We start from the raw sequence: 25,236 nt of genomic DNA on the forward strand, positions 1-25,236 counted from the left end.
ATCGGTGCCCCGGCCCTGCGCCGGGACGCCTGCGTGCCCCCAATAAAAACAACAAACGGAGAATTGCGATGGCCACACATGACGCCGCGCACAGTGCGCGCCAAACCCGCAAAGCCACCGCCAGCGGTTGGGTGGGCTCTGCGCTGGAGTACTACGACTTCTTCATCTATGCCCAGGCCGCGGCGCTGATCTTCCCGCAGATCTTCTTCCCCAGCACCGACCCCAAGCTGGCCATCTTCGCCTCCCTGGCCACCTATGGCGTGGGCTACCTGGCGCGCCCGGTCGGGGCCTTCGTGCTCGGCCACTGGGGCGACACCCGCGGGCGCAAGAACGTGTTGCTGCTGTGCATGTTTCTGATGGGCATCGCGACCATGGCCGTGGGCCTGCTGCCGACCTTCGAGCAGATCGGCTACTGGGCGCCGGCACTGCTGGTGGTGCTGCGCCTGGTGCAGGGCTTTGCGGTGGCCGGCGAGATCGCCGGGGCCAGCTCGATGATTCTCGAACACGCACCGCCCGGGCGCCGCGGCTTCTTTGCCAGCTTCACCCTGCAGGGCGTACAGGCCGGCCAGGTGATGGCAGCGGCGGTGTTCCTGCCGCTGGCGTACTTCATGCCCAGCGACGCCTTCAACAGCTGGGGCTGGCGCATCCCGTTCCTGCTCAGCGCCGCGGTGCTGATCGCCGCCTACATCATTCGCCGCGAGGTCAAGGAGCCCGAGGCCTTCAAGGTGGCCGCCAAGCAGACCGCGCGTTCGCCGATCCGCGATGCCTTCACCTACAGCTGGCGCGGCATGCTGGTGGTGTTCGGCGTGTCGCTGATGAACGTGATCCCGGTGGTGACCACCATCTTCGGCGCCGCCTACGCGGTGCAGCCGGCCTATGGCGTGGGCTTCGACAAGAGCGTGTACCTGTGGATTCCGGTGGTGGGCAACATCGTCGCGGTGCTGGTGATCCCGTTCGTGGGCAACCTCTCCGACCGCATCGGCCGGCGCCCGCTGATCATCGGCAGCGCACTGGGCTGCGGGCTGATGTCGTTCGTCTACCTGTATGCCATCAGCCTGCACAACCTGCCGCTGGCGTTCGGCGCCTCGCTGCTGATGTGGGGCATGGTCTACCAGGGCTACAACGCGATCTTCCCCAGCTTCTTCCCCGAACAGTTCCAGACCCACTACCGCGTGTCGGCCATGGCCATCGCGCAGAACGTCGGCTACATGATCACCGCCCTGCTTCCGGCGCTGTTCACCGCCGTGGCCCCGCCCGGCTCGAACAACGTGCCGCTGCTGATCGGCGCCATCACCTGCGCGGTCACCGCCATTTCGGCCGTGGCTGCCTGGAGCGCTCCGGAAACCTACCGCACGCCCCTGGACCAGCTCGGCAAGCCGGACGCCGTGGCCCTCGACAAACCCGTGTATGACGCGCTGCGGGCCAAGGCCCTGCGCACCACCCCTGCTACGGAAACCGCCCAATGAAGACCCTGCTCGTGCTCAATGGCCCCAACCTGAACATGCTCGGCCTGCGCCAGCCCGAGGTGTACGGCCGCGAAACCCTGGCCGATGTGCAGGCGCTGTGCCACAGCGCCGGCCAACGCCTGGACCTGGACATCGAGTTCCACCAGACCAACCACGAGGGCCAGATGATCGACTGGATTCACCAGGCCCGTGGCCGCGTGGCCGGCATCGTGATCAACCCCGGTGCCTGGACCCATACCTCGGTGGCGATCCACGACGCGCTGATCGCCGCCGAGGTGCCGGTGATCGAGGTGCACATTTCCAACGTGCACAAGCGTGAAGCCTTCCGCCACCACTCCTATGTGTCGCTGGTGGCCCAGGCGGTACTGGCCGGGTTCGGCACCCATGGCTACGTGCTGGCCATCAACCACTTCGCCCACCTGCAGCGCACCGCGCAAGGAGCCGCGCAATGAAAACCGTAGCCAACCCCAGCCAGCGCCTGCGCCTGGGTTTTGTCGGCGGCGGCCTGGAGTCGTCGATCGGCGCCACCCACCGCTACGCCGCGCAACTGGACGGGCACTTCGAACTGGTGGCCGGGGTCTTCGCCCGCGACCCGGCACGCAACCGCGCCGCTGCCCAGGCCTACGGCGTAGCGCCGGAGCGGGTGTACCCGGACTTCCAGCGCATGGCCGTGGCCGAAGCCGCCCGTACCGATGGCGTGCAGGCGGTGGCGATCATGGCGCCCAACGCGGTGCACGTGCCGGCCAGCCTGGCGTTTCTCGACCAGGGCATCGACGTGATCTGCGACAAGCCGCTGGCCTCGAGCCTGGCCCAGGCGCAGCAACTGCTTGAACGCGCACGCAAGGGCCCGGCGCTGCACCTGCTGACCCACAACTACAGTGGCTACCCATTGGTGCGCGAAGCCCGCGAACTGATCGCGCGCGGCGCCATCGGCGAGGTGCGCCTGGTGCAGGTGGAGCACGCCAGCGCCTTCGGCACCCATCCGCTTGAGCAGCAAGGGGTCAAGGCGCTGGCCTGGCGCACCGACCCGGCCCAGGCCGGGGCCTCATCGGTGCTGGCAGATGTGGGCGTGCATGCCCACCAGTTGCTGCGCTTTGTCACCGGGCAGGAGGTCAGCGAAGTGTCGGCCGAGCTGAGCACCCTGGTGCCGGGGCGCCAGTCGGACGACAACGCACACGTGAAGCTGCGCCTGCATAATGGCGCGCGCGGCATGCTGTGGGCCAGCTTCGTGGCGGCCGGGCACCGGCATGGCCTGCAGTTGCGCGTGTTCGGCTCCACCGGATCGCTGTACTGGCATCAAGAGGAACCCGACCGGCTGGAGCTGCGTCATCAGGACCAGCCGCACCAGGTCCTGCGCCGCGGCGAGGCCTGGCTGAGCGAGTCGGCCAGGTTGTCGACGCGAATCAAGGCGGGCCAGCCGGAGGGGCTGCTGGAGGCGTTCGCCAACATCTACAGCGAGGCGGCCGAGCGGATCATGGCGCGCCGCGAGCACCGTGCGCCGAGCGCGCAGTCGCTGCTGTGCCCGACGGCCGAGGATGGGGTACGCGGCATGCGCTTCATTGATGCCTGCGTGCGCTCGGATGCGGCGGATGGGCGCTGGACGCAGGCCTGAACGCCAGAAGCTGCACTTATGCAGGCCCAGCAGAATTGATTTTGCTGATCAACAATCGGCTGCCAGACTGGCGGCCGATTTCTTTTGCAGGGGCACGATCATGTCGGGTGAAACAAGTCTGGCCGCGCTGTTGCGCAGCATGCGGCCGCAGTTGAATGAAGGCAGCTACGTGTTCTGCACGCTGGCCGACTGGTCGGGGCTGCAGCCTGACGAGGTGATCGGCAGTTTTCGCGAGCAGGAGGGGCTGACGGTGATCGTGTCGCGTGCGCGGGCCGAGGCGCTGAAACTGCCTTTCAGCTACGAGGCCTCGTGGATCACCCTGACGGTGCATTCGTCGCTGGAGGCGGTGGGCCTGACCGCGGCGTTCGCCACGGCGCTGGGCCAGGCCGGCATCAGCTGCAACGTGGTGGCCGCGTTCTACCATGACCATATCTTCGTCGCGCAGGCCGATGCGCAGCGGGCGATGGCGGTGCTGGAAGGGTTGGCGGCGGGGGCCTGATGATAGCGGGGGCCTTGCCGGCGCCAGGGCCATCGGCCACGATGCACCTCCCCCCGCCCTACACGGAACGTCAGCATGGCCCAGATCAAGATCTATGGATTGCGCACCACCCTCGACCAGCACCGCCCTGCCCTTGCCGAAGCCATCCATGGCGCAGTGATGAGCGCCCTGCAGTACCCGCCGGAAAAACGCTTCCAGCGCTACCTGGCCCTGGACCCCGCCGACTTCCTCTACCCCGACGACCGCAGCGAACACTACCTGATCATCGAGATCAGCCTGTTCGAAGGCCGCTCCAGCGCCGCAAAGAAAGACCTCATCCGCCAACTGTTCCAGCGCATCGGCGAGCACACCGGCATCGGCGCCCAGGACATCGAGATCACCCTGTTCGAGACCCCCCGCGAAAACTGGGGCATACGCGGCCTGCCCGGCGACGAGCTGGGCCTGAACTACACCGTGGAGGTCTGAACACACGCGCCGATCGGTAGCAGCAGCCGTGCATTCTTCTGCTTAACTGGAAGAACCCGGGCCACAGGCTGCCCGCCTTTTGCACAGGTGAACGACCATGGCGCGCACCACCCCCATCGAGCTGTACCGCAATATCGGCATTGTCGCCCACGTCGACGCGGGCAAGACCACCACCACCGAACGCATCCTGTTCTACACCGGGGTCAACCACAAGATGGGCGAAGTGCACGACGGCGCCGCGACCATGGACTGGATGGCCCAGGAACAGGAACGCGGCATCACCATCACCTCCGCCGCCACCACCGCCTTCTGGCAGGGCTCGACCAAGCAGTTCCCCGAAAAATTCCGCTTCAACATCATCGATACCCCCGGCCACGTCGACTTCACCATCGAGGTGGAGCGCTCGCTGCGCGTGCTCGATGGCGCGGTGGTGGTGTTCAGCGGCGCCGACGGGGTCGAGCCGCAGTCCGAGACGGTGTGGCGCCAGGCCAACAAGTACCATGTGCCGCGCCTGGCCTACGTCAACAAGATGGACCGCCAGGGCGCGGACTTCCTGCGCGTGGTCAAACAGATCGACAAGCGCCTGGGCCACCACCCGGTGCCGATCCAGCTGGCCATCGGCGCCGAGGAACACTTCATCGGCCAGATCGACCTGGTGAAGATGAAGGCCATCTACTGGAACGAGGCCGACAACGGCACCAGCTACCGCGAAGAGGCGATACCGGCCGACATGCTGGAGCTGGCCACCGAGTGGCGTGCACACATGATCGAGGCCGCCGCCGAGGCCAACGACGAGTTCATGGAGCTGTACCTCAACGGCACCGAACTCGACAACGAGCAGATCAAGGCCGGGCTGCGCCAGCGCACCCTCAACAACGAGATCGTGCCGGCCATCTGCGGGTCGTCGTTCAAGAACAAGGGCGTGCCGCTGATGCTCGACGCGGTGATCGACTACCTGCCCGCCCCGTCCGAGATCCCCTCCATCAACGGCACCGACCCGGATCATGAAGACCGGCACCTGGAGCGCCATGCCGACGACAGCGAGCCGTTCTCGGCGCTGGCCTTCAAGATTGCCACCGACCCCTTTGTCGGCACCCTGACCTTCGCCCGGGTGTACTCCGGGGTACTGAACTCGGGCGATGCGGTCCTCAACTCGGTCAAGGGCAAGAAGGAGCGCGTGGGCCGCATGGTGCAGATGCACGCCAACCAGCGCGCCGAGATCAAGGCGGTGTGCGCCGGCGACATTGCCGCACTGATCGGCATGAAGGACGTGACCACCGGCGACACCCTGTGCGACATCAACCAGCCGATCATCCTCGAACGCATGGACTTCCCCGACCCGGTGATCTCGGTGGCCGTGGAACCCAGGACCAAGGCCGACCAGGAGAAGATGGGCATCGCCCTGAGCAAGCTGGCCCAGGAAGACCCGTCATTTCGCGTGCGCACCGATGAAGAAACCGCGCAGACGATCATCTCCGGCATGGGCGAGTTGCACCTGGACATCATCGTCGACCGCATGCGCCGCGAATTCGGCGTCGAGGCCAATGTGGGCAAGCCGCAGGTGGCCTACCGCGAGAAGATCCGCAACACCTGCGAGATCGAAGGCAAGTTCGTGCGCCAGTCTGGCGGGCGCGGCCAGTACGGGCACTGCTGGATCCGCTTCGCCCCGGCCGAGGAAGGCAAGGAAGGCCTGGAGTTCGTCAACGAGGTGGTCGGCGGCGTGATACCGCGCGAGTACATCCCGGCGATCCAGAAAGGCATCGAGGAGCAGATGAAGAACGGTGTGCTGGCCGGCTACCCGCTGATCGGCCTGAAGGCCACGGTGTTCGACGGCTCGTACCACAACGTCGACTCCAACGAGATGGCGTTCAAGGTGGCGGCGTCGATGGCCACCAAGCAACTGGCGCAGAAAGGCGGCGCGGTGCTGCTGGAGCCGGTGATGAAGGTCGAGGTGGTGACCCCCGAGGAGTACCAGGGCGACATCCTCGGCGACCTCAGCCGGCGCCGCGGGCTGATCCAGGAAGGCGAAGACACCCCGGCCGGCAAGGTGATCCGCGCCGACGTGCCGCTGGGCGAGATGTTCGGCTATTCGACGCAGATGCGCTCGATGACCCAGGGCCGCGCCAGCTACACCATGGAGTTCACCAAGTATGCCGAGGCGCCGGCGAGCGTGGCCGATGCCATCATCAAAAAGCAGGGCTAGGTCGTCGCGCGATTACTGCACGGTCGACGCCCCGCCGACCCGGTCGCTGGGTGCAGGGATGTGCTGATTGCTGACCACCAGCTGCAGCAGGTGTGCACTTGGCCGGTAAAAGGGGCGCCTGCTCAGTGTGTGGTCAAGCCAGGCATTGAGCTCGTACAGGCGCACCGGTGCTTCACCCGGGTAGTCCGCCAGTACGGCGAGGACCATGTTCCACACCGCAGGGCTGGAACGCAGGCAACGGCTGTCGATGTACTGCCCTATGAACTGGCGAACATCCGCTGTCTCGCTGTGTGAAATGAAGATTGTCCGCACGCTGTCGGGGCATCGCTGCTCAAGATCGGGCGCCATGATTGCCTCCTGTGGAATGCTGCCGTCGCTTGGCGCCATTGAACGATACAGCCGGGCCCCGTGCCATCAGGCAAACCTGAAAACGCGGGCACACCTACTGGAACAGGTTGGCCTCCAGGCAGTACGAGATCAGCTCCTGGTCGCTGCGCACATCCAGCTTGCGCATGGCCGCGATCTTTTGCGTGCTGATGGTCTTGGGGCTGCGATTCTGATTGATCGCGATGTCGCGCAGGCTCATGCCCGCCACGAACAGACGCAGGATCTCCACTTCGCGGGTGGAAAGCGAAGCCATGCGCTCGTCGATCTGGTAGCCGTTGTCGATCACCGAGTTCCGGTTCGCCGGCGCCAGCTTGTAGATGCGGTTCTGGCTCAAGGCTTCCAGTGCGCGCAGCAACTCTTCGTTCACCGTGCGCTTGTCGATCACGCCCGCCACGCCCAGATTGTACAGCCGCGTGAGAATGAGGCTGTTGGACACCATCGTCAGCACCAGCACGCGCAGCGCGGGGAAGTTGCGCGTCAGGTAGGTGATCAGCCGCAGGCCGTCGCCATACTGGGAACTCTCCGGCATGTTGTAGTCGGTGATCAGGATCTGGGGCTGCTTGTCGTGCAGCACGTTGATCAGTTCGGTGGAGCTGCCCGCTTCGCCAACCACCTCGAAGCGCGGGTCGGACTTGATGAGTTCGCGTACGCCAAACAGCACGATCGGGTGGTCATCGGCGATGACTACGGTGATTTTATGCATGATCGCTCCGGTGTGCACAAAGTGTGGCAAGTCTCGGCCCGGGTCATACCGACCTCATCAAGTCGCAGAGCCGGTCGAGCGCCTGGTGAATATCGTCAATCAAGGTGAGCTGCAGGCTGGGCGCGCGCAGGCGGTGCTCAAGCTCACCGAACAGCCTGGCCAGCGCGTGCGCCTGCACCACCGACAGTGCGCCACTGACACCATGCACTTTGTGCAGGACGTCGGTTTGCTCGCCGGCCGCCAGGGCCAGGCGAATGGCGCGGATGTCCTTCTCCATGGTACTCAAAAACAGGTCGCGCATGGCCGGCGACAACACGATGCCCGCTGCCGATGACTCCGCCTCGGCCAACTGCACCGACAGCTCTAGCGACGGCTGGCGCCGGGCCTCCTCGTGCGCCCGCGCCGGGGTGACATTGAGCAGCAGGTTGCGCAAGGTGGTCAGGCTCAGCGGCTTGACCACCCAGCAGGTCATGCCCGCTGCCTGGCAACGATCGCCCTCGTCGCGCATGGCATTGGCGGTAACGCCGATGATCGGCGCCTTGGCGTTCTGCAGGCGTATCGCGCGCGCCAGCTCGTAGCCGTTCATGACCGGCATGTTGACATCGGTCAGCAGCACGTCGAAGCGGTACTTGCGCCACTGCTGCAGCGCCTGCTGGCCATCGCTGGCCAGTTCCACGGTGCAACCCAGGGCTTCGAGTTGTTCCTTGAGAATGGCCTGGTTGATCAGGTTGTCCTCGGCCACCAGCACCTGCAGGCCAAGCGCCGGCAAGGCAGGGGCTGCGCCAGGCGGCGCGGGCTCGGTGACGCCGTTCTTTTCCATCAGCACGGCGCCGGCAATCGCCCGCACATGATTGGCGCTGACGCGCCAGCCCGCCTCCATCGGCTCGGGAACCTGCGGGCCGTCGTAGTCGCACAACAGGCGCCGGCCGTTCCAGTCCGGCAGCCACTTGCCGTTGCCCAGTACCTCGACCAGCAGCGCCCCGCTGTGCACCTCGTGCTGCGCGGCGCTGAGCACCGTAACCGTGGCATGCCAGCGCAGCAGCCAGCTGCCGATGTTCTCGGCCAGCTCCAGCACGGGCGCACGCACGTACACCTGCACGCCGCCGAGGTCGATGCCAGGTTCTGCCGGCAACGGCGTGTCCGGCAGCACGAATGGCAGGCGCACCGTGAAACTGCTGCCCAACCCCTGTTCGCTGACCACCTTCACCTCGCCGCCCATCAACGCACTGAAGCGGCTGCAGATCGACAGGCCAAGCCCGGTGCCGCTGACAAGGTTGCTCGCGCGGGCCTGGTAGAACGGCTCGAACAGGTGCAGCTGCTGCTCCGGGGAAATGCCGATGCCGGTGTCGGTGACCTGAAGTTCCAGCATGATGTCTTGCCCTTCGCCCCTGGCCACGCGACAGCGCAGCACAACCCGCCCGATGTCGGTGAACTTGATCGCGTTGCCCAGGAGGTTGTTGAGGATCTGCCAGATGCGCACCTCGTCCCCGACCAGCTGGTCGGGTATTTCCGGTGCCACGCAGGCATAGATCTGCAGGCCCTTGGCGCGCGCGTTGGCGATGTGCGCGGACATCACGTCCTCGATCAGGCCCAATGGCGAAAAGGCCACCGACTCAAGGGTGAGTTGACCCGACTCGATCCTGGACACGTCCAGCACATCGCTGATCAGTTGCAACAATGTGGAGGACGAGCGCTGGATGATGCTGAGGTAATCCATCTGGCGCTGGTCGAGGCCGGTCAGGCCGAGCAGCTCCAGGGTGCCCAATACGCCGTACAGCGGGGTGCGGATCTCGTGGCTCATGGTCGCCAGGAAGAGGGTCTTGGCTTCACTGGCCTTGTCGGCCATGGACTTGGCCTGGCTCAAGGCCACCGCGCGTTCCAGGTGTTCGGTGACGTCGGTGAACGCGCACAGCAGCACCTGCTGGTCCTGGTAGCGGGTCGAGGAGAAACTGAGCCGGAAACAGCGACCCTGCAGCACCATGCTCGCCTCGCCGCACAGTTCGATGCCGGGTTGGCGCGCCATCTCGACGATGGACTGCGCCACTTCGCGACTGTCCTTGGCACGCTGATTTTCCACTACCACCTGGTGGTCGTGCAGGCGGATGACAATCAGCCCGGCAGGTGCACTTTCGATCACCGCCAGGCTGAACGCCTGGCTGTCGAGCAGCTCGCTCCGGGCCTGGCGAGCCGGCGCGATGACCTGCCGGCGATAGTGGTAGTACAGCCACCCCAGCAGGGCGCTGAGCAACGCAAATGCCAGCACGATGCGCAGCAGCGGTAAATTCGCCCCACGGATGAAGCTGACGCAATCGACGCAGTACTGCGCCGCCCATTGCTCGTGGGTCATCGCCAGCAGGAAGATCAGGGCGACGCCAAGCAGCAAGCCGATACCGAGGCGTAGGTAGCTTCTGGCCAACGACGTCACGCTCGCCTCTCTTCACGCTGGCAGTGCTGCAGGCAGGTGAACAGCGCACCGAGGCCGAAGGGTTTGACCAGCAGCTGCTGCATGCCTACCGCCAGGCACCGATCGCCCTCGTCGCGCATGGCATTGGCCGTGGCACCGATGATGGGCACCACGCAGCCTTGACGACGAAGGGCCTTGGCCAGGTCATAGCCGTTCATGCGTGGCATGTTGATGTCGGTGAGCACCACGTCGAACACCTCGTTCTGCCACAGCGCCAGGGCCTCATGCCCATCGCGGGCCAGGCCCACGCTGCACCCCAGCTCTTCCAGCTGGTCCTTGACGATCAGCTGGTTGATCACATTGTCTTCGGCGACCAGTACCCTCAGGTCCAGTTGCCGGGTGATCTCGTGCTCGATCCGGCCAGGCGCCGGGGGGGCGATGCCCTGGGCCTGGCTGACGGCCGCCAGCAGCCCGTTCAGGTCGTTGAGCTTGACCCGCCAGTAGCGTTGCTGCGACGGCGGCTCGCACTCCTGCGGGCATATCACTACACGCGGCCCGCTCCACTCCAGCAGGACGGGGTGCGCGGTGTGCGGGTGGGCCTCCACCAGCAGCACGTCATGCGCGGCCTGGATCTCGGGTGGCAGCCCGATATGGGTCTGCGCGCCCCAGCGCCGCAGCCAGCCACTCACGTACTCGGCCATTTCCAGCACCGGGGAATGCACGTAGATCATCTCGTCGGCCAGGCGCGGCGTATCGCTCGCCGGCATCGGGTACGAACGCCCCAGCGGAATGCTCAAGGTAAAGCTGCTGCCCAGGCCCACGGCGCTGACCACGCGGATGCTGCCGTTCATCAAGGCGGCCAGGCGCTGGCAGATGGACAGGCCCAGGCCGGTGCCGGGCACCACGTTGGTCTTGGTCGAGGACTGGTAGAACGGCTCGAACAGCAAGGCCTGGTCGTCCGGGGCAATGCCCGGGCCGCTGTCGCTGACCTGCCAGAGGATGTCGGCCCGTTCCTCGGTCATCGAGCCGACCTTGGCACGCAGTACGATCTGCCCGCTCTCGGTGAACTTTACCGCATTGTTGAGCAGGTTGTTCAGCACCTGGCGAATGCGCGTTATGTCGCCGCGCAACAGCGCCGGCATGTACGGGTCGACGAAGGCATACAGATACAACCCCTTGCTGCGCGCAGCACCGGCGTAGCTCTGGGTCACGTCGTGGATGAGCTCCAGCGGCGAGAACTCGCTGGCCTCCAGGGCCAACTGACCGGCTTCGATCTTGGCCACATCGAGAACATCGCACACCAGGTTGAGCAGCGCTGCCGAGGAACTCTCGATGGCGTGCAGATAGTCTTTCTGCGGCCCCCTCAGCTCGGTACGGGCCAGCAGCTCCAGGGTTCCGAGCACGCCATACAACGGCGTGCGTATCTCGTGACTCATGGTCGCCAGGAACAGTGTCTTGGCTTCGTTGGCGGCATCGGCCATCTGCTTGGCCATGGTCATCGCGGCCTCGGCCTGCTTGCGCGTACTGATATCGCTGAAGGCGCAGAACAGCACATCCTCGCCGTTGTAGCGGGTGCGCACGAAGCTCAGGTGCAGGTGGCGACCGTCGCCGGCCTGGAACTCGTCGGACTGGACAATTTCGCGGTCGCTGAAGGCTTGTTCGATCCAGCCATGGCACAGGCGCTCGCGCTCCTTGCACTCGCCCAGCCACTGCTGCGACAAGGTGTTCTCCAGTACCACCTGGCCATCCGCGCGGCGCAGCACGCACAGCGCCACCGGGGCGGTCTGGATGATCGCGCGGTTGAACGCTTCACTTTCGATCAGTGCATCGATGCGCTGGGTCGCCGGGGTGATCAGGCGCCGTTCGACGCGCGTCACCAGGCGCCCCACCAGCACGCCGATCAGCAGGATCAGGGCGCTGGCAGCCAGCAACGGCCACCACAACACCTTGAGCAAGGCCTCCAGCCCAATGGCATAGAACAGCTTCCAATCCGAGTAGCCCAGCTTCTTGCGCATCACCAGCTGGTCGGGCCAGAAGCCTTCCCCGGAGAAGCCGAAGTCATGGCCTGTCTCCAGCTTCGGCAAGGGCAGCGACGGGTACACGCTCGACACGCTGCGCATCATCACATCGCCTCTGGGGTTGAGCATCATGAACTGCCCTGCCGCGTCATCGTGCAGCGTGCTGGCCACGTCGCTGGCATCCATCTCCATGCCGAGCCAGCCCGATCGGGGCTGGTGGAAATCCACCCGCACGAACAGATACAGCCGCGGCGTCGACGCCTGCTGATCGCTGAGCCAGACCGCCTGGTCCGCCTCGGGCAGGGTGGGATCAATACGCTGCAGGCGGCTCAGCACCGCGCCAGGGATCGGCGTATCGAAGCTGACCGTGCGGTTCAGGTACACCACGCGGGCCGCCACCTGATCGGCGACGTACAGCAGGTTGATGCGGTTTGTCGTGAGGAAATCCACCATGCGCCCGGACAACTGCAGGTCCCAGCGGAGATCGTCACCGGGCTGTCGGTGGCCGACCTGCTGCGCCACCGCGAACTGTTGCCCAGGTGGCTTCGCCACCGCCGACAGCGCGAGGCTCTTGAGCAGCGCCTCGCGCTGGGTGAAGAACACCCGTGCATTGGCGATGGCATCGCTCATGAGCCCCTGACGACGGGAGACTTCGTTTCTGAGAATCGAGCTCAGGGAAATGATCGCACCCACCACCATGCCCAGCACCAGCAACTGGGCGAACAATCGCAGCAGCCGGCGCACGGCCTTGGGGGTGGAGAAGAACGAGTCGGTGGGTTGCAGGAAATGCTTCAATTTCATGGCGCCAGCTTAAGTGCCCTTTGCTGCGCAGCACTATCAGGCAAGCCTTAAAAATGCGCCCCAGCACAGCCAGGGCGCTTGGCTCAGCTCGATGTACCGCCGCGAATGCGCATGTCGGCTGGTGCACCGGCGCGGTTTCACGTGGTGAAACGCCGGGTCAGGTCGGCCATGGCAATCGCCAGCCTGGACAGCTCGTTGCTTGCAGTGGCCGTCTGGCTGGCGCCGTCGGAGGTCTGCACCGAGTGATCGCGAATGCTCACCAGGTTGTGGTCCACCGAACGTGCCACCTGCGCCTGCTCTTCGGAAGCGGTTGCAATCAGGAAGTTGCGGTCGTTGATCTCGGTGATCGAACGGGCAATCGCATCCAGTGCGGCGCCGGCTTCCTGCGCGATCCCCAGGGTGTCCTGTGCATTGACGCGGCTTTGCGACATCGCCGTTACCGCCTGCTCGGCCCCCGCCTGGATGTCGGCGATCATGGTCTCGATTTCCTTGGTGGACTCCTGGGTGCGGTGGGCCAGTGCCCTCACCTCGTCGGCCACCACGGCGAACCCGCGCCCCTGGTCACCGGCCCTGGCAGCCTCGATGGCAGCATTGAGGGCCAGCAGGTTGGTCTGCTCGGCAATCGCGCGAATCACGTCCAGCACCTTGCTGATGTTCTGTGCCCTGTTCGCAAGGCCTTCGACTTCCCCGCTGGTGGACTCGACAATCGTTGTCAGGTTCTGGATGGCGACAACCGCCTGGGTCACCCGCTCGGAACCGGTGCGGGTCGAACTGGCGGATTGCTGGGTGACTTCCGACGCGGAGGCTGCGTTGCGCGCCACCTCTTCGACCGCAACCGTCATCTCGTTCACGGCGGTGGCGGCCTGTTCGATTTCATCGCTCTGCTGCTGCAGCCCGCGGCTCGATTCCTCGGCCACCGAATGCATCTGTTCGGCCGCTGCGGCCAACTGGTTCGACGAGTCGCCCATCAGACGAATGGTGTCACGCAGGCTGGCCTGCATGCTCGCGGTCGAGGCCATCAGGTCGGTCAGCTCGTCCTTGCCGGACATCGGCACGACACTGCGCAGGTCGCCTTCGGCAATCCGCTGGTTGATCCCCAGCACCGCCAGCAACGGCACGGTGATGCTGCGCGCGAACAGAACCCCCATCAGGATGCTCAACACCACGACCACGCTGATGATCACGATCACGGTCTTCACCGAGCTCTGATAGATGGCCTCGGACTCGATCCCCGATTGGCGGGCACCTTCGCGGTTGATGTCCATCATCTTGCCGATAACGACCTGCAGGCTGTTCGCCAGCGGCCGAGTCGTCTGGTTGAGGTACTCGGTGGCTTCGGCGGCGTGGTCGGCCTGCACCCGTTCCAGAAAGCTGTCCAGCTGCCCTATGTAGTTGGCGATCCCTGTCTTGACATCGTCGTAGGCCGCTTGTTCGTCCGGGCTGGACACCTGGTGACGATAGTCGGTGACCGCCTTGTCGAGCTCGCTGCGTGCACCGGTGATGGTCTCGATGGACATCTTCCTGATCGCTGGGTCATCGGTACTGAGGAGGCGATAGCTTTCAAGCCGCAGGCGCAGCACCAGCGCGTCGATCGCGCCTCCCTGGCGCACACTTTCCATCCAGTTCTTCTCGATTTCCAGGGCAGCGGCACGCACTCGGCCCATTTGCATGATGGAAACCACACCCAGGACAATGACCAGCACGTTCAATACGAAAAACACCAGTATTGCTCGATGGCCCAGCCTGAAATTTCTAAGCAGCATGTTCAATCCCTCATAGAAACAAGCAGAAAATCGGAGGCACCCGACTCCGCGTCGTTGCTGGTGGGGACTTTAATGAGGGCGTTTGAAATAGCCTATCAGGCAAGCCTGAAAACGGGCCTGCACACCGCCCTCCGATGATCGGCGATCGAGGTACGCCCACACTCCGAGCGGCCAGGCTCCCTTGCGTGGCGGTGGCAGCCGCTAGTTGAACAGGCGTTGCAACTCCGTCGGCGGCAAGGGCCGGCTGAGCAGGTAACCCTGCGCGTAATGGCAGCCCTGGCCCACGATGAAGTCCAGGTGGTCAGCCTCCTCGACGCCTTCGGCAACCACTTCGAAGCCCAGCTCGCACCCCAGCCCGATGATTGCACGACAGATCGCGTGCAGCTTGCCGCTCTGGGGCTGGCCGCTGACGAAGCTCCTGTCGACCTTGAGGATGCTCAATGGAAAACGCAGCAGGCAACTCAGGGCTGAGTAGCCGGTGCCAAAGTCATCCAGCGCCAGCCGCACGCCCATGCTCACCAGTTCATCGAGGCAGGCCTTGACCTGGGCACTGTCGCTGACCCACTGGCTTTCGGTGATTTCCAGGATCAGGCTCGCCGGCGGCAGCCCGCAGGCCTGCAGAACGCGCCGCACCGAGGCGGCGAAGCCGACCTGCTCCAGCTGCAGGCTGGAGACGTTGACCGAACAGTGCAGCTGCCCCTGCCCGGCCAACTGCCAGTCGCGGACCTGTCGACAGGCGCGCTGCAGCACCCACTCGCCAACCGGTACGATCTGCCCGGTGGCTTCAAGGGTGGGGATGAACGACAGCGGCGGCACCAGTTGCCCGGCAGATCGCCAGCGCAGCAGCGCCTCGACACCCGCGATGTAGGGGCGACCCTGATCGACGCGGTAGAGCGGTTGATAATGCAGTTCGAACTGATCCCGCTCCAGGGCCCTTCCGAGGTCCGACTGCAACGACGTACTCGCGACGGGCGTCGAGACCACGTAAAGCGCCGACTGATTCATCACTCACCCCTCCCACGCAGGCGTGCCATAGCCCATCCACCGCTTCGAAAGACTCCTCCAATCAACAGGCTTGCCGTCAGAGAACGTCACTCCCGTGACAGGCCAATGTTCAGGCACATGCCGCAGCGCGGACCATCAGCAGATCCTTAAAAATGCGCGTGGGCTCAGGCGGTGTGCTGCTCCCCCGCGCGCCTGAGCAGTTGCTTGCAGCGCTCGGTCAGGTGCACCACGCGCAGGTGCTTGCCGGCCTTGGCATAGCGCTCGCGCAGGGTCTTGATGGCAGCGATCGCCGAGTAGTCGACCACCCGCAGGTGGGCGCAGTCCAGGGTCACCTCGGCCGGGTCGTCGGCCGGGGTGAACTGGTTCAGAAAGGTGGTGACCGACGCAAAGAACAGGGTGCCGTGCACGCGGTACAGCTTGCTGCCGTCGGCGTGCACGTCGCTGTCGGCGTACAGCTCGCGGGCCTGCTGCCAGGCAAAGTTCAGGGCGGCGATGATGATGCCGAACATCACGGCAGCCGCCAGGTCGGTGAACACCGTGACCACGGTGACCGCCACGATGGTCAGCACGTCGTTCACCGGCACCTTGTGCAGCACCCGCAGCGATGCCCAGGCGAAGGTCTGCTGCGCCACCACGAACATCACCCCCACCAGTGCCGCCAGCGGAATGCGCTCGATCAGCGGCGCGAGAAACAGCACGAACATCAGGATCATCACCCCGGCCACGACGCCCGACAGCCGGCCGCGCCCGCCGGAGCCGAGGTTGATCACGGTCTGCCCGATCATCGCGCAGCCGCCCATGCCGCCGCACAGGCCCGAGACCATGTTGGCCGCGCCCAGCGCCACGCATTCGCGGTCGGGGTGGCCGCGGCTCTCGGTGATTTCGTCGGTGAGGTTGAGGGTGAGCAGGGTTTCGAGCAGGCCGACCATGGCCATCAGTACTGCATATGGCGCGATGATGCGCAGGGTGTCGAGGGTCCATGGCACCTCGGGCAGGGCCAGGCCCGGCAGGCCTCCGGCAATGTGCGCCATGTCGCCCAGGGTGCGGGTGGGCAGGTCGAACAGGTACACCAGCAGGCCCACGCCGAGAATCGCCACCAGCGCCGGCGGCACGGCGCGGGTCAGGCGTGGCAGCACGTAGACGATGGCCATGGTCAGTGCCACCAGGCCGAGCATCAGGTACAGCGCATTGCCGGCAAGCCAGGCCTGGCCGGACTTGAAGTGTTCGAGCTGGGCCAGGGCAATCACGATGGCCAGGCCGTTGACGAAGCCGAGCATCACCGGGTACGGCACCAGGCGCACCAGCTTGCCCAGGCGCAGCAGGCCGAACAGCAGCATCACCAGCCCGCCCAGCAGCACCGTGGCCAGCAGGTATTGCACGCCGTGCTGCACCACCAGCGCGACGATCACCACCGCCATCGAGCCGGCGGCGCCGGAAACCATGCCCGGGCGCCCGCCGAACAGTGCGGTCAGGGTGCAGATGATGAAGGCGCCGTACAGGCCCATCAGCGGGTTCAGGTGCGCGACCAGGGCGAAGGCGATGCACTCGGGCACCAGGGCGAAGGCGGTGGTGAGGCCGGCGAGCACGTCGGCGCGCACGGGGGCGAGTCGGAAGGGTTTGCGTGTGGGCTGCATCGGGGTTCCAATCGGCAGGGCATCGCCTGCGGGGGTGACAGGGTATCGAGGGGGTGCAAAAGGTTGGCTAGCTTACCTCAAACACAAACGGCGTCGCAGCCATCGCGGGGCAAGCCCGCTCCCACAGGACTGTGCAGAGCGGGCTGGAGCCGCGATGAAGGCGACACCCTCATCGCACCCGGTCGCGGCTCTGCACCGCCAGGTCCAGGGCCTTGTGCATGTCCAGCCGCGCCGAGCGGCCGACGTCCTTGTCATTGAGCTGGTAGTTGCGCTCGGACGGCAGGATCGGCGCGGTCAGGTCTTCGGCGTCCATCGGCTCGAAGTCGCCCTCGCCGCCCAGGGTCATGGCGCTGCGGCGCAGCAACAGGCGCAGTTGCTCGGGCTGCAGGCGCGGGTTGATCGAGAGCATGGCCGCCACCACCCCGGCCACCATCGGCGTGGCATAGGAGGTACCGCAGTGCACCTCGCCGCGCTGGTCGGCCTGCGCAGTGGACGCCTGCACGCAGGCGGCGGCGGTGATGTCCACGCGCGCGTCGATGTTGGAGGCGGCGCGCTTGACCACATAGGCCGGATCATCCACCGCCACCGGGCGCTCGCTGCGCTGGTGCCCGCCCACCACCAGCAACTGCTCGGTGACGAACGAGGACGGCAGGCGGTACTCGTCGGTACCCGAGTACGACGCGCCATTGCCCGCCGAGTTGATCACCACCACGTCCGGGTGCTCCTTGCGCAGCCACAGGAAGAACTCCTCCAGCAGCTCTTCATAGCCGCTCATGGCCAGGCCCGAGCGCACCAGCGAGTCGACCTCGTCGCCCTCGACGTTCTTCGCCCCCACCCGGTGGATGCCCCAGCTCCAGTTCAGCACCCGCACGCCATCCTCCACCAGGTTGACCGAGGCGGCGATGTTGGCGGTGATGCCAGCGTCGGAATTGCGCTCCACGATCACCTCGAAGCCGGGGCTGGCCGGGTCGAGCCCGCGCAGAAAACCGGTGTTGCCGCCCTGCTCCCAGCGCGCGGCGAGCACCCCGGCCACCGTGCTGCCATGCCCGTCGGGCTTGTCGGCGTCACGCGCGTACAGGCAAGTGCGTGGTCGCTCGCCACGGCACGGGCCCAGGTAATCGGCGAAATCGGGGGCGTCGAAATCCACGTCGCGCTCGATCACGCCGATGCGAACCGGGCTGACCGGTACCGCCGCATCGCGGGCAGGGATGCGCCGCTGGTAGAAGTTGACCGCGTCCATGAAACGGTTGGCGGCCCACTCCTCGCCGCCGGGCCGGGCCTGCGCATCTGCGGGTTCGCGCTCCTCGCCCTTTTCCGGCGCGGACTCCTCGATCACCACGGCGTCCACGCTGACCTCGCTGCCCAGGCGCAACACCATGGCATCGCGCTGCACCAGGTCACTGACCGGCAGGCGCAGCTGGTAGACGTTCAGCGGCGCGATCGCCCCCACCACCTTGGCGCCGTACTTGTCGGCCAGGCGCCGGGCCTCCTGCAGGCCGTCGTGGCGCTCTTCGATCAGCAGGCTGACCAGGTCGACATAGGTGGTCAGGCCGTCCATGTTCTTCGCCACCTCGCCCGGCCCGGCGGGCACCACATGGCTGGCCTTGAGCGACAGCCACACCGGGTTGCTGGCCTGGCCGCCCGCGTCCTGCAGCCACAACGGGCCGCTGTCCAACCGCGCCGTATCGAGGTTCAGGCGCAGCGTATCGCCATCGCGGGTGACACGGGCGGCGGGCAGCACGTGCCCGTCCAGATGCACCCCGGGCGTGCCCTGCGCCAGGCCGCGGGTGCTCACGCACCACTGCTGCTGCACCGCGCTCAGCACATCGCCACAGCGCTGCAGGCCGGTGATGCGCAAGGGCTCGGCGGCGATGGCCAGGGTGCTGGCCAGGGCCAGCAGGGCGAAACCGGGTGCAATCAGGTGGGGCAGCATGGGCGACTCCGTTGCAGGGTGGCAGGCAATGACCATCCGACCGGCTGGCGCAGGTCATCGTTCAGCGGGGCAAGGCTTGACCCCGCGTTTGCGCGCCGCGCATGCTTCGGCCTCCACGACTTTCAAGGAACGACTGCATCATGAAGCTGGAAACCTTGGCGATCCATGCGGGCTTCAGCCCCGATCCGACCACCAAAGCGGTTGCGGTGCCGATCTACCAGACCACCTCGTTCGCCTTCGATGACACCCAGCATGGTGCCGACCTGTTCGACCTCAAGGTGGCCGGCAACATCTACAGCCGCATCATGAACCCCACCAACGATGTGCTGGAACAGCGCATGGCCGCGCTGGAAGGCGGCGTGGGCGCACTGGCGGTGGCCTCGGGCATGGCGGCGATCACCTACGCCATCCAGACCGTGGCAGAGGCCGGCGACAACATCGTCTCGGTGGCCAAGCTGTATGGCGGCACCTACAACCTGCTGGCCCATACCCTGCCGCGCTTCGGCATCCAGACCCGCTTCGCCGCCCATGACGACATCGCCGCCCTCGAGGCGCTGATCGACGACAAGACCAAGGCGGTGTTCTGCGAGTCGATCGGCAACCCGGCCGGCAACATCGTCGACCTGCGCGCGCTGGCCGATGCCGCGCACCGCCATGGCGTGCCGCTGATCGTCGACAACACCGTGGCCACGCCGATCCTGTGCCGCCCGTTCGAGCACGGCGCCGACGTGGTGGTGCACTCGCTGACCAAGTACATCGGCGGCCACGGCACCAGCATCGGCGGCATCGTGATCGACTCGGGCAACTTCCCGTGGGCCGACCACAAGCAGCGCTTCGCCCTGCTCAACACCCCCGACCCGTCCTACCACGGCGTGACCTACACCGAGGCCTTCGGCCCGGCGGCGTTCATCGGGCGCTGCCGCGTGGTGCCGCTGCGCAACACCGGCGCGGCGCTGTCGCCGTTCAACGCCTTCCTGATCCTGCAGGGGCTGGAGACCCTGGCCCTGCGCATGGAGCGTCACACCGAGAACGCCCTGAAGGTGGCCCACTACCTCCAGGGTCACGAGCAGGTGGCGTGGGTCAAGTACGCCGGCCTGCCAGACCACCCCGAGCACGCGCTGGCGCTGCGCTACACCGAGGGCAAGCCGGCGTCGATCCTGTCGTTCGGGATCAAGGGCGGCCAGGAGGCCGGTGCACGCTTCATCGACGCACTCAAGCTGGTGGTGCGCCTGGTGAACATCGGCGATGCCAAGTCGCTGGCCTGCCACCCGGCCTCCACCACCCATCGCCAGTTGAACGACGAAGAGCTGGAAAAGGCCGGCGTGCCGCGTGACATGGTGCGCCTGTCGATCGGCATCGAGCACAGCGACGACATCCTGGCCGACCTGGCCCAGGCACTGGAAGCGTCGCGCGGCTGAGGCATCGGCGGGCAGGCAAGCGCTACACATTCATCTGTATATCCATACAGATAAACCTTGCCTGCATCGCCAATCCTGCGCATTCTAGGGCCCATCACAGCCCGACCAAGAGCTCACCCGGCCATGCGCCTGTACCTCTGCGAAAAACCCTCCCAGGCCAAGGACATCGCCAAGGTCCTTGGCGCCAGCCGCCGCGGCGACGGTTGCTGGGTCGGCACGGGCGTCACGGTGACCTGGTGCATCGGCCACCTGCTCGAAACCGCCCCGCCCGACGCCTACGATGCCCGTTACAAGCGCTGGTCGCTGGCCGACCTGCCGATCATCCCGGCGCAATGGAAAATGCTGGTAAAACCCAGGACGGCCGCCCAGTTCAAGGCGGTCAAGCGCCTGCTCGGCGAGGCGGCCGAACTGGTGATTGCCACCGACGCCGACCGCGAGGGCGAAATGATCGCCCGCGAGCTGGTGGAGCACTGCCGCTATCGCGGGCCGATCCAGCGCCTGTGGCTGTCGGCGCTGGACGACGCCTCGATCCGCAAGGCCCTGGCCGCCCTCAGGCCCGGCGCCGCCACCTTCAACCTGTACCACTCGGCCCTGGGCCGCTCGCGTGCCGACTGGCTGATCGGCATGAACATGAGCCGGCTGTTCACCCTGCTCGGCCGCCAGTCCGGCTATCAGGGCGTGTTGCCGGTGGGCCGGGTGCAAACCCCGACACTGCGCCTGGTGGTGGACCGCGACCGCAGCATCGCCGATTTCGTGCCGGTGCCGTTCTGGGCCATCGATGTGCAGTTGCGCAGCGCCGGCGAGGTGTTCAATGCCCAGTGGCGTGCGCCCGACGAGCTGTGCGACGACCAGGGCCGCTGCCTGAACCAGGCGTTCGCGCAGCAGGCGGCTGCGGCCATCCAGGCGGCGCCCACGGCGCGCCTTTTGACGCTGACCACCGAGCGCGTGCGCGAGGCAGCGCCGCTGCCCTTCGACCTGGGCACCCTGCAGGAGCTGTGCTCGAAGAAATTCGGCCTGGGCGCCCAGGAAACCCTCGACATCGCCCAGGCGCTGTACGAAACCCACAAGGTCATCACCTACCCGCGCAGCGACTGTGGCTACCTGCCCCTGAGCCAGCACGCCGAGGCGCCGGCGATTCTTGCCGCGCTGGGGCGCGCCGACCCGAGCCTGGCGCCCTTGCAGCCGCACCTGCAGGCGCAACGCCGCTCACGCGCGTGGAACGACGCCAAGGTCAGCGCCCACCACGGCATCATCCCCACCGCCGCCGCGCTCGACCCGGCGCGCCTGCCGCCCAAGCACAAGTCGGTGTACGTGCTGATTCGTGCCCGCTACCTGGCGCAGTTTCTGCCCAACCATGAATACGACCGCACCCAGGCCGACTTCGATTGCGCCGGGCAGGCGCTGCGTGCGGTGGGCAAGCAGATCGTCGAGCCGGGCTGGCGGCGCGCGCTGCCCGAAGCCCTGACCCCGCCCAAGGGCCGCGAGGCGCCGGTGGCGCAAGTGCTGCCGGCATTGAACGAGGGTCAGCTGTGCGAGGTGGCCGGGGTCAACCTCAAGGACCTGTGGACCCCACCGCCCAAGCCCTTCACCGAAGGCGACCTGATCAAGGCGATGAAGAACGTCGCCAAGCTGGTGGACGACCCGCGCCTTAAACAGAAGCTCAAGGACACTACCGGCATCGGCACCGAAGCGACCCGCGCCGGGATCATCCAGGGCCTGCTCGACCGGGGCTACCTGGTCAAGCAGGGCAAGGCGCTGTCGGCCACGCCGGCGGCGTTCAGCCTGATCGACGCGGTGCCAAGGGCGATTGCCGACCCTGGCACCACGGCGATCTGGGAGCAGGCGCTGGACATGGTGCAGAGCGGCGAAATGAGCCTGGAAGCGTTCGTGGCCAAGCAGTCGGCGTGGATGAGCAAGCAGGTGGAGCGCTGCTCGGGCATGAGCCTGCGCATTTCAGGGCCGCCGGTGCCGGCCGGGCGCGGCGGCGCGCCGTGGAAGAAGAAGCGCAAGAGCAGCGCCACGGCCGGCAAGCGACCCCGTGCCACCAAGGCGAAAAAAACCGGGGCTTAGGCCCGTGCCGGCTGCTTCGCCGGCAAGGCCGGCCCCTACAGCAAACACCGACAAGGAATGTGTATGAAACTGGGCTACACCATCGTTTATGTACCCGATGTCGAGGCATCGTTGAGCTTCTTCGAGAATGCCTTCGGCCTGAAGCGTCGTTTTCTGCATGAGTCCGGCGATTACGGCGAGCTGGACACCGGGCCAACCACCCTGGCCTTCGCGTCGCTGGAACTGGGCGAGTCGAATTTCCCGGAAGGTTTCGTTGCCGCCAGCAACAGCCAGAAGCCCCTGGGCATGGAGATCGCGCTGGTGACCGAGAAGGTCGTGGCGGCCCACGCCAATGCCCTGGTCAACGGCGCCGAGGAAATCAGGGCGCCGCAGAGCAAGCCCTGGGGCCAGACGGTTTCCTACTTGCGCTGCCCGGCCGGGGTGCTGGTGGAGCTGTGCTCGCCAATGGGTTGAAAGCGCTTGGCCAGCAAGGCTGGCGCCTACAAGGGCCGTACTTGCTGGCAAAGCCTTTGGCTCAAGCGCGAATCACCGCCTTGAGCACCGTCTTGAACGTCTCGATCTGCTCGTCGCTGAACGCGGCAAACACCGTGTCCTGCTGCTCGCGCGCAATCGTCCACAGGGCCTCGGTCTGGTCGATGCCGGCCACGCTCAGGCGCACATGCCCGGCCGCCTCGCTGTCGCACACCAGCCCCTTGCGCTTGAGGTTGGCCACCGCCTCGTCGATCTCTCGCGCCGGCATCGCCACCTCGCGCTGCAGGTCGGCCAGGTTCAACCCCGCATCGTTCTCCAGCACCATCAGCATGCGCGCCTCGCTGGTGCGCAAGCCACTGGACAGCTGGCGCGGCTGGTAACTGGCTTGGTAGGCACGCAGCGCCTGGGTCATCAGGTAGTACAGGTTGTGGCTCAGGCGCCCCTGAAAATGGCTGCTGGGGGCCTGCCCCTCTTCGCGTCGGGTCATGCGGGTGTGCGGCAGCACCATCGAGTACGCACCCTGGTGGTAGAGCAACGGCGAACGCCCGCCATCGTCGAACGCTACCACCTTGCCCAGCATGATCCAGTGGTCACCGCCGTCGAGCAACTGATGGCGTTCGCACTGGAAGCACGCGGCGCAATCGGCCAGCAGCGGTGCGCCCCCCTCGCCCGCCCGATGCTCGATGCCGGCAAAGCGGTCCTCCCGTGGCTTGGCGAAGTTGTTCGACAGCTCGATCTGGTCGGCGGCCAGGATATTCACCGCAAAGTGGCTGGCGGCCTCGAACACCGCGAGGCTGCTGGAGCGCTTGTCCAGGCTCCAGAGGATCAGCGGCGGGTCCAGCGAGACCGAATTGAAGCTGTTGGCCGTGACCCCGACCTTGTTGCCCGCGGCATCGGCGGCGGTGACCACGGTGACGCCGGTGGCGAAGTTGCCCAGGGCGCGGCGGAACGCGCGGCTGTCGAAGGCCACGGCAGGTTCAGTAGACATGCAAGACTCCCCGGCTGCCGCCAGGGCAGCCGTACGTTGTTGTTATGGGCAGGGCGCGGTGTTCACACCATGTTCGGGTCGGGCTCCAGGCCCATCAGCTCGCGACCGAGGATCTGCGCGCAGACGTCGTAGTCGGTGTAGGCATGGGCGCCGGTCATGTGCGAGTCGCGCCACAGGCGCTGCATCTCGTTGGCCTCGAACCAGGCGGTGCCGCCCGCGGCTTCGAACAGGCGATCCACGGCCTGGATGCACATCTTCACCGCATAGCCCTGGTTGGTGCGCCAGAACGCCAGGGTCTCGCGGCTGGGGTACTGGTGGCGGGCGCTGTGGTCGGCGTGCTCCTGCCAGGTTTTTTCGAGAAAGGCCCGCGCGGCGGCCACCTGGTGGGTGGACTCGGCCAGGCGCATCAATGCGGGGGTGGCTGCGCCAACCGCGGCGCCGGTGTAGGCGCGCACGCGGTTGGCGGTCTTCTCGCGGAAGGCCTGGAGCATGCGCTCGGCCACCCCCAGGCTGACCGTGGAAAAGCCACTGGCGAAGTACGGCCGGTACGGCGAATAGAACACCTTGCTGTCCGGGTACAGGCCGAAGCCGGCGGACTTGCCTTCCATCATGTCCTTGGCTTTCTGGATGCGGTACTCGGGCACGAAGGCCTTGTCGATGAGCAGGGTCTTGGTGCCGCTGCCCTTCATGCCCGCAGCGTGCCAGTCGTCGCGGATCACGTAGTCGCTGCGCGGCAGCACGGCGAAGCAGTAGTCCTGGGTGCCTTCGGCGTTGGCGCGGCGACAGCCGACGATGGCCCATTCGGCATGGTCGCTGCCGCTGCTCCAGCCCATCTCGCCGCTGAACAGCAGGCCGCCCTCGACCTCCTCGATACGCCCGAACGGCGCGATGCTGCTGCTGGCAGTGGCGTCGCGGTCGGTGCCCCAGATCTCTTCCTGCAACCGGGCCGGGAACATCGCCAGCTGGTGGCTGTGGGTGCACAGCAGGCTCATGGCCCAGGCGGTACTGGCACAGGCACCGGCCAGCGCGGCGATGCAGTCGGCGAATTCGGGCAGGGAAATTTCCAGGCCGCCATACAGCTTGGGCTGGAAGGCGCGGTGCAGGCCGATGCCCTTGAGCAGCGCGATGTTTTCGGCGGGTACCTGGCGATCCTGCTCGGCACGGGCGGCGTTGGCAGCGATGGTCGGCAACAGTGGCTTGAGGTCTTCAAGCAGCGGGTTTGGCTTTTTCATGGAGGGCCCTGCTTATTATTGGATGTCCGGGCCGGGCTGCGAGGTGGGCAGCTGGCGGCGGATGCAGCGCCAGTATGGGATGGGTGTGACGGGGGGAAAATGCACCTTCCAGAGGCAAGGTTGTACTTTTCATGGGCCCCTTCGCCGGCAAGGCCGGCGCCTGC

19 protein-coding genes are annotated in these 25,236 nt (G+C 66.2%); 9 read left to right on the forward strand and 10 right to left on the reverse strand.

Features of this window, described 5'->3' with window-relative positions; all coding sequences use genetic code 11:
- Positions 1–68: 68 nt before the first annotated feature.
- The 6 genes from DN388_RS12690 (at position 69) to fusA (ending at position 6,245) form a co-directional block, all read left to right on the forward strand.
- The gene (locus DN388_RS12690; protein ID WP_043861096.1) at positions 69–1,466 is read left to right on the forward strand and encodes an MFS transporter; all 1,398 of its coding nucleotides are present in this window, start codon (positions 69–71) and stop codon (positions 1,464–1,466) included.
- Positions 1,463–1,918 carry a type II 3-dehydroquinate dehydratase gene (gene aroQ, locus DN388_RS12695; protein WP_043861097.1) on the forward strand — a complete coding sequence of 152 codons (456 nt, stop codon included), beginning with the start codon at positions 1,463–1,465 and terminating at the stop codon, positions 1,916–1,918. The genes DN388_RS12690 and aroQ overlap by 4 nt, the downstream gene beginning before the upstream one ends.
- Complete coding sequence (locus tag DN388_RS12700) at positions 1,915–3,078, forward strand: Gfo/Idh/MocA family protein (RefSeq protein ID WP_255000052.1); 1,164 nt, start codon at positions 1,915–1,917, stop codon at positions 3,076–3,078. Before aroQ ends, DN388_RS12700 begins: the two co-directional genes overlap by 4 nt.
- 100 nt (positions 3,079–3,178) lie before the next feature.
- A complete protein-coding gene (locus DN388_RS12705; RefSeq protein ID WP_255000053.1) occupies positions 3,179–3,577 on the forward strand; it encodes an ACT domain-containing protein in 399 nt (132 codons plus the stop codon).
- A gap of 75 nt (positions 3,578–3,652) precedes the next feature.
- Positions 3,653–4,042 (forward strand): tautomerase family protein, encoded by a 390-nt coding sequence (locus DN388_RS12710; RefSeq protein ID WP_058540411.1) that lies wholly within the window; start codon positions 3,653–3,655, stop codon positions 4,040–4,042.
- A 97-nt stretch (positions 4,043–4,139) separates the two neighbouring features.
- Positions 4,140–6,245 (forward strand): elongation factor G, encoded by a 2,106-nt coding sequence (gene fusA / locus DN388_RS12715; RefSeq protein WP_255000054.1) that lies wholly within the window; start codon positions 4,140–4,142, stop codon positions 6,243–6,245.
- A 12-nt stretch (positions 6,246–6,257) separates the two neighbouring features.
- Here the strand turns inward: fusA and DN388_RS12720 are convergent, their stop codons facing one another.
- The 8 genes from DN388_RS12720 to DN388_RS12755 form a co-directional block, all read right to left on the reverse strand.
- Positions 6,258–6,593: a hypothetical protein gene (locus DN388_RS12720; protein ID WP_255000057.1), complete on the reverse strand. Its 336-nt coding sequence runs from the start codon at positions 6,591–6,593 to the stop codon at positions 6,258–6,260.
- A 94-nt stretch (positions 6,594–6,687) separates the two neighbouring features.
- Positions 6,688–7,335, reverse strand: a complete 648-nt coding sequence (locus DN388_RS12725; RefSeq protein ID WP_043861102.1) for a response regulator — start codon at positions 7,333–7,335, stop codon at positions 6,688–6,690.
- A 43-nt stretch (positions 7,336–7,378) separates the two neighbouring features.
- Complete coding sequence (locus DN388_RS12730) at positions 7,379–9,760, reverse strand: ATP-binding protein (protein ID WP_255000060.1); 2,382 nt, start codon at positions 9,758–9,760, stop codon at positions 7,379–7,381.
- The gene (locus tag DN388_RS12735) at positions 9,757–12,558 is read right to left on the reverse strand and encodes an ATP-binding protein (RefSeq protein WP_058540417.1); all 2,802 of its coding nucleotides are present in this window, start codon (positions 12,556–12,558) and stop codon (positions 9,757–9,759) included. Before DN388_RS12735 ends, DN388_RS12730 begins: the two co-directional genes overlap by 4 nt.
- A gap of 137 nt (positions 12,559–12,695) precedes the next feature.
- Positions 12,696–14,321 carry a methyl-accepting chemotaxis protein gene (locus tag DN388_RS12740; RefSeq protein WP_043861104.1) on the reverse strand — a complete coding sequence of 542 codons (1,626 nt, stop codon included), beginning with the start codon at positions 14,319–14,321 and terminating at the stop codon, positions 12,696–12,698.
- A gap of 201 nt (positions 14,322–14,522) precedes the next feature.
- The gene (locus tag DN388_RS12745) at positions 14,523–15,326 is read right to left on the reverse strand and encodes a bifunctional diguanylate cyclase/phosphodiesterase (RefSeq protein WP_104572609.1); all 804 of its coding nucleotides are present in this window, start codon (positions 15,324–15,326) and stop codon (positions 14,523–14,525) included.
- A 164-nt stretch (positions 15,327–15,490) separates the two neighbouring features.
- Positions 15,491–16,960: a SulP family inorganic anion transporter gene (locus DN388_RS12750; protein ID WP_043861106.1), complete on the reverse strand. Its 1,470-nt coding sequence runs from the start codon at positions 16,958–16,960 to the stop codon at positions 15,491–15,493.
- Positions 16,961–17,129: 169 nt separating this feature from the next.
- Positions 17,130–18,893: a S8/S53 family peptidase gene (locus DN388_RS12755; protein ID WP_043861107.1), complete on the reverse strand. Its 1,764-nt coding sequence runs from the start codon at positions 18,891–18,893 to the stop codon at positions 17,130–17,132.
- Between the two features lie 140 nt (positions 18,894–19,033).
- Here DN388_RS12755 and DN388_RS12760 point away from each other — a divergent pair, with 140 nt between their 5' ends.
- From DN388_RS12760 to DN388_RS12770, 3 genes are all read left to right on the forward strand, one after another.
- A complete protein-coding gene (locus DN388_RS12760) occupies positions 19,034–20,311 on the forward strand; it encodes a bifunctional O-acetylhomoserine aminocarboxypropyltransferase/cysteine synthase (RefSeq protein WP_054916502.1) in 1,278 nt (425 codons plus the stop codon).
- 123 nt (positions 20,312–20,434) lie between these two features.
- A complete protein-coding gene (locus DN388_RS12765) occupies positions 20,435–22,381 on the forward strand; it encodes a DNA topoisomerase III (protein WP_255000064.1) in 1,947 nt (648 codons plus the stop codon).
- Positions 22,382–22,444: 63 nt separating this feature from the next.
- The gene (locus tag DN388_RS12770; protein ID WP_255000067.1) at positions 22,445–22,834 is read left to right on the forward strand and encodes a VOC family protein; all 390 of its coding nucleotides are present in this window, start codon (positions 22,445–22,447) and stop codon (positions 22,832–22,834) included.
- A 61-nt stretch (positions 22,835–22,895) separates the two neighbouring features.
- Here DN388_RS12770 and DN388_RS12775 read toward each other — a convergent pair whose 3' ends face one another.
- Positions 22,896–23,840 carry a p-hydroxyphenylacetate 3-hydroxylase reductase component gene (locus DN388_RS12775; RefSeq protein ID WP_043861111.1) on the reverse strand — a complete coding sequence of 315 codons (945 nt, stop codon included), beginning with the start codon at positions 23,838–23,840 and terminating at the stop codon, positions 22,896–22,898.
- A 62-nt stretch (positions 23,841–23,902) separates the two neighbouring features.
- Positions 23,903–25,072, reverse strand: coding sequence for a p-hydroxyphenylacetate 3-hydroxylase oxygenase component (locus tag DN388_RS12780; protein WP_255000069.1), 1,170 nt, complete (start codon positions 25,070–25,072; stop codon positions 23,903–23,905).
- Positions 25,073–25,236: the final 164 nt, after the last annotated feature.

Origin of the sequence: Pseudomonas sp. S12(2018) (genome assembly GCF_024355235.1) — a bacterium.
GTDB classification, from domain to species: Bacteria; Pseudomonadota; Gammaproteobacteria; order Pseudomonadales; family Pseudomonadaceae; genus Aquipseudomonas; species Aquipseudomonas palmensis.

Coding starts and splice junctions, on each gene's coding strand:
- DN388_RS12690 (WP_043861096.1), top strand. CDS start 69: ATGGCCACACATGACGCCGCGCACAGTGCGCGCCAAACCCGCAAAGCC.
- aroQ (WP_043861097.1), top strand. CDS start 1,463: ATGAAGACCCTGCTCGTGCTCAATGGCCCCAACCTGAACATGCTCGGC.
- DN388_RS12700 (WP_255000052.1), top strand. CDS start 1,915: ATGAAAACCGTAGCCAACCCCAGCCAGCGCCTGCGCCTGGGTTTTGTC.
- DN388_RS12705 (WP_255000053.1), top strand. CDS start 3,179: ATGTCGGGTGAAACAAGTCTGGCCGCGCTGTTGCGCAGCATGCGGCCG.
- DN388_RS12710 (WP_058540411.1), top strand. CDS start 3,653: ATGGCCCAGATCAAGATCTATGGATTGCGCACCACCCTCGACCAGCAC.
- fusA (WP_255000054.1), top strand. CDS start 4,140: ATGGCGCGCACCACCCCCATCGAGCTGTACCGCAATATCGGCATTGTC.
- DN388_RS12720 (WP_255000057.1), bottom strand. CDS start 6,593: ATGGCGCCCGATCTTGAGCAGCGATGCCCCGACAGCGTGCGGACAATC.
- DN388_RS12725 (WP_043861102.1), bottom strand. CDS start 7,335: ATGCATAAAATCACCGTAGTCATCGCCGATGACCACCCGATCGTGCTG.
- DN388_RS12735 (WP_058540417.1), bottom strand. CDS start 12,558: ATGAAATTGAAGCATTTCCTGCAACCCACCGACTCGTTCTTCTCCACC.
- DN388_RS12740 (WP_043861104.1), bottom strand. CDS start 14,321: ATGCTGCTTAGAAATTTCAGGCTGGGCCATCGAGCAATACTGGTGTTT.
- DN388_RS12745 (WP_104572609.1), bottom strand. CDS start 15,326: ATGAATCAGTCGGCGCTTTACGTGGTCTCGACGCCCGTCGCGAGTACG.
- DN388_RS12750 (WP_043861106.1), bottom strand. CDS start 16,960: ATGCAGCCCACACGCAAACCCTTCCGACTCGCCCCCGTGCGCGCCGAC.
- DN388_RS12755 (WP_043861107.1), bottom strand. CDS start 18,893: ATGCTGCCCCACCTGATTGCACCCGGTTTCGCCCTGCTGGCCCTGGCC.
- DN388_RS12760 (WP_054916502.1), top strand. CDS start 19,034: ATGAAGCTGGAAACCTTGGCGATCCATGCGGGCTTCAGCCCCGATCCG.
- DN388_RS12765 (WP_255000064.1), top strand. CDS start 20,435: ATGCGCCTGTACCTCTGCGAAAAACCCTCCCAGGCCAAGGACATCGCC.
- DN388_RS12770 (WP_255000067.1), top strand. CDS start 22,445: ATGAAACTGGGCTACACCATCGTTTATGTACCCGATGTCGAGGCATCG.
- DN388_RS12775 (WP_043861111.1), bottom strand. CDS start 23,840: ATGTCTACTGAACCTGCCGTGGCCTTCGACAGCCGCGCGTTCCGCCGC.
- DN388_RS12780 (WP_255000069.1), bottom strand. CDS start 25,072: ATGAAAAAGCCAAACCCGCTGCTTGAAGACCTCAAGCCACTGTTGCCG.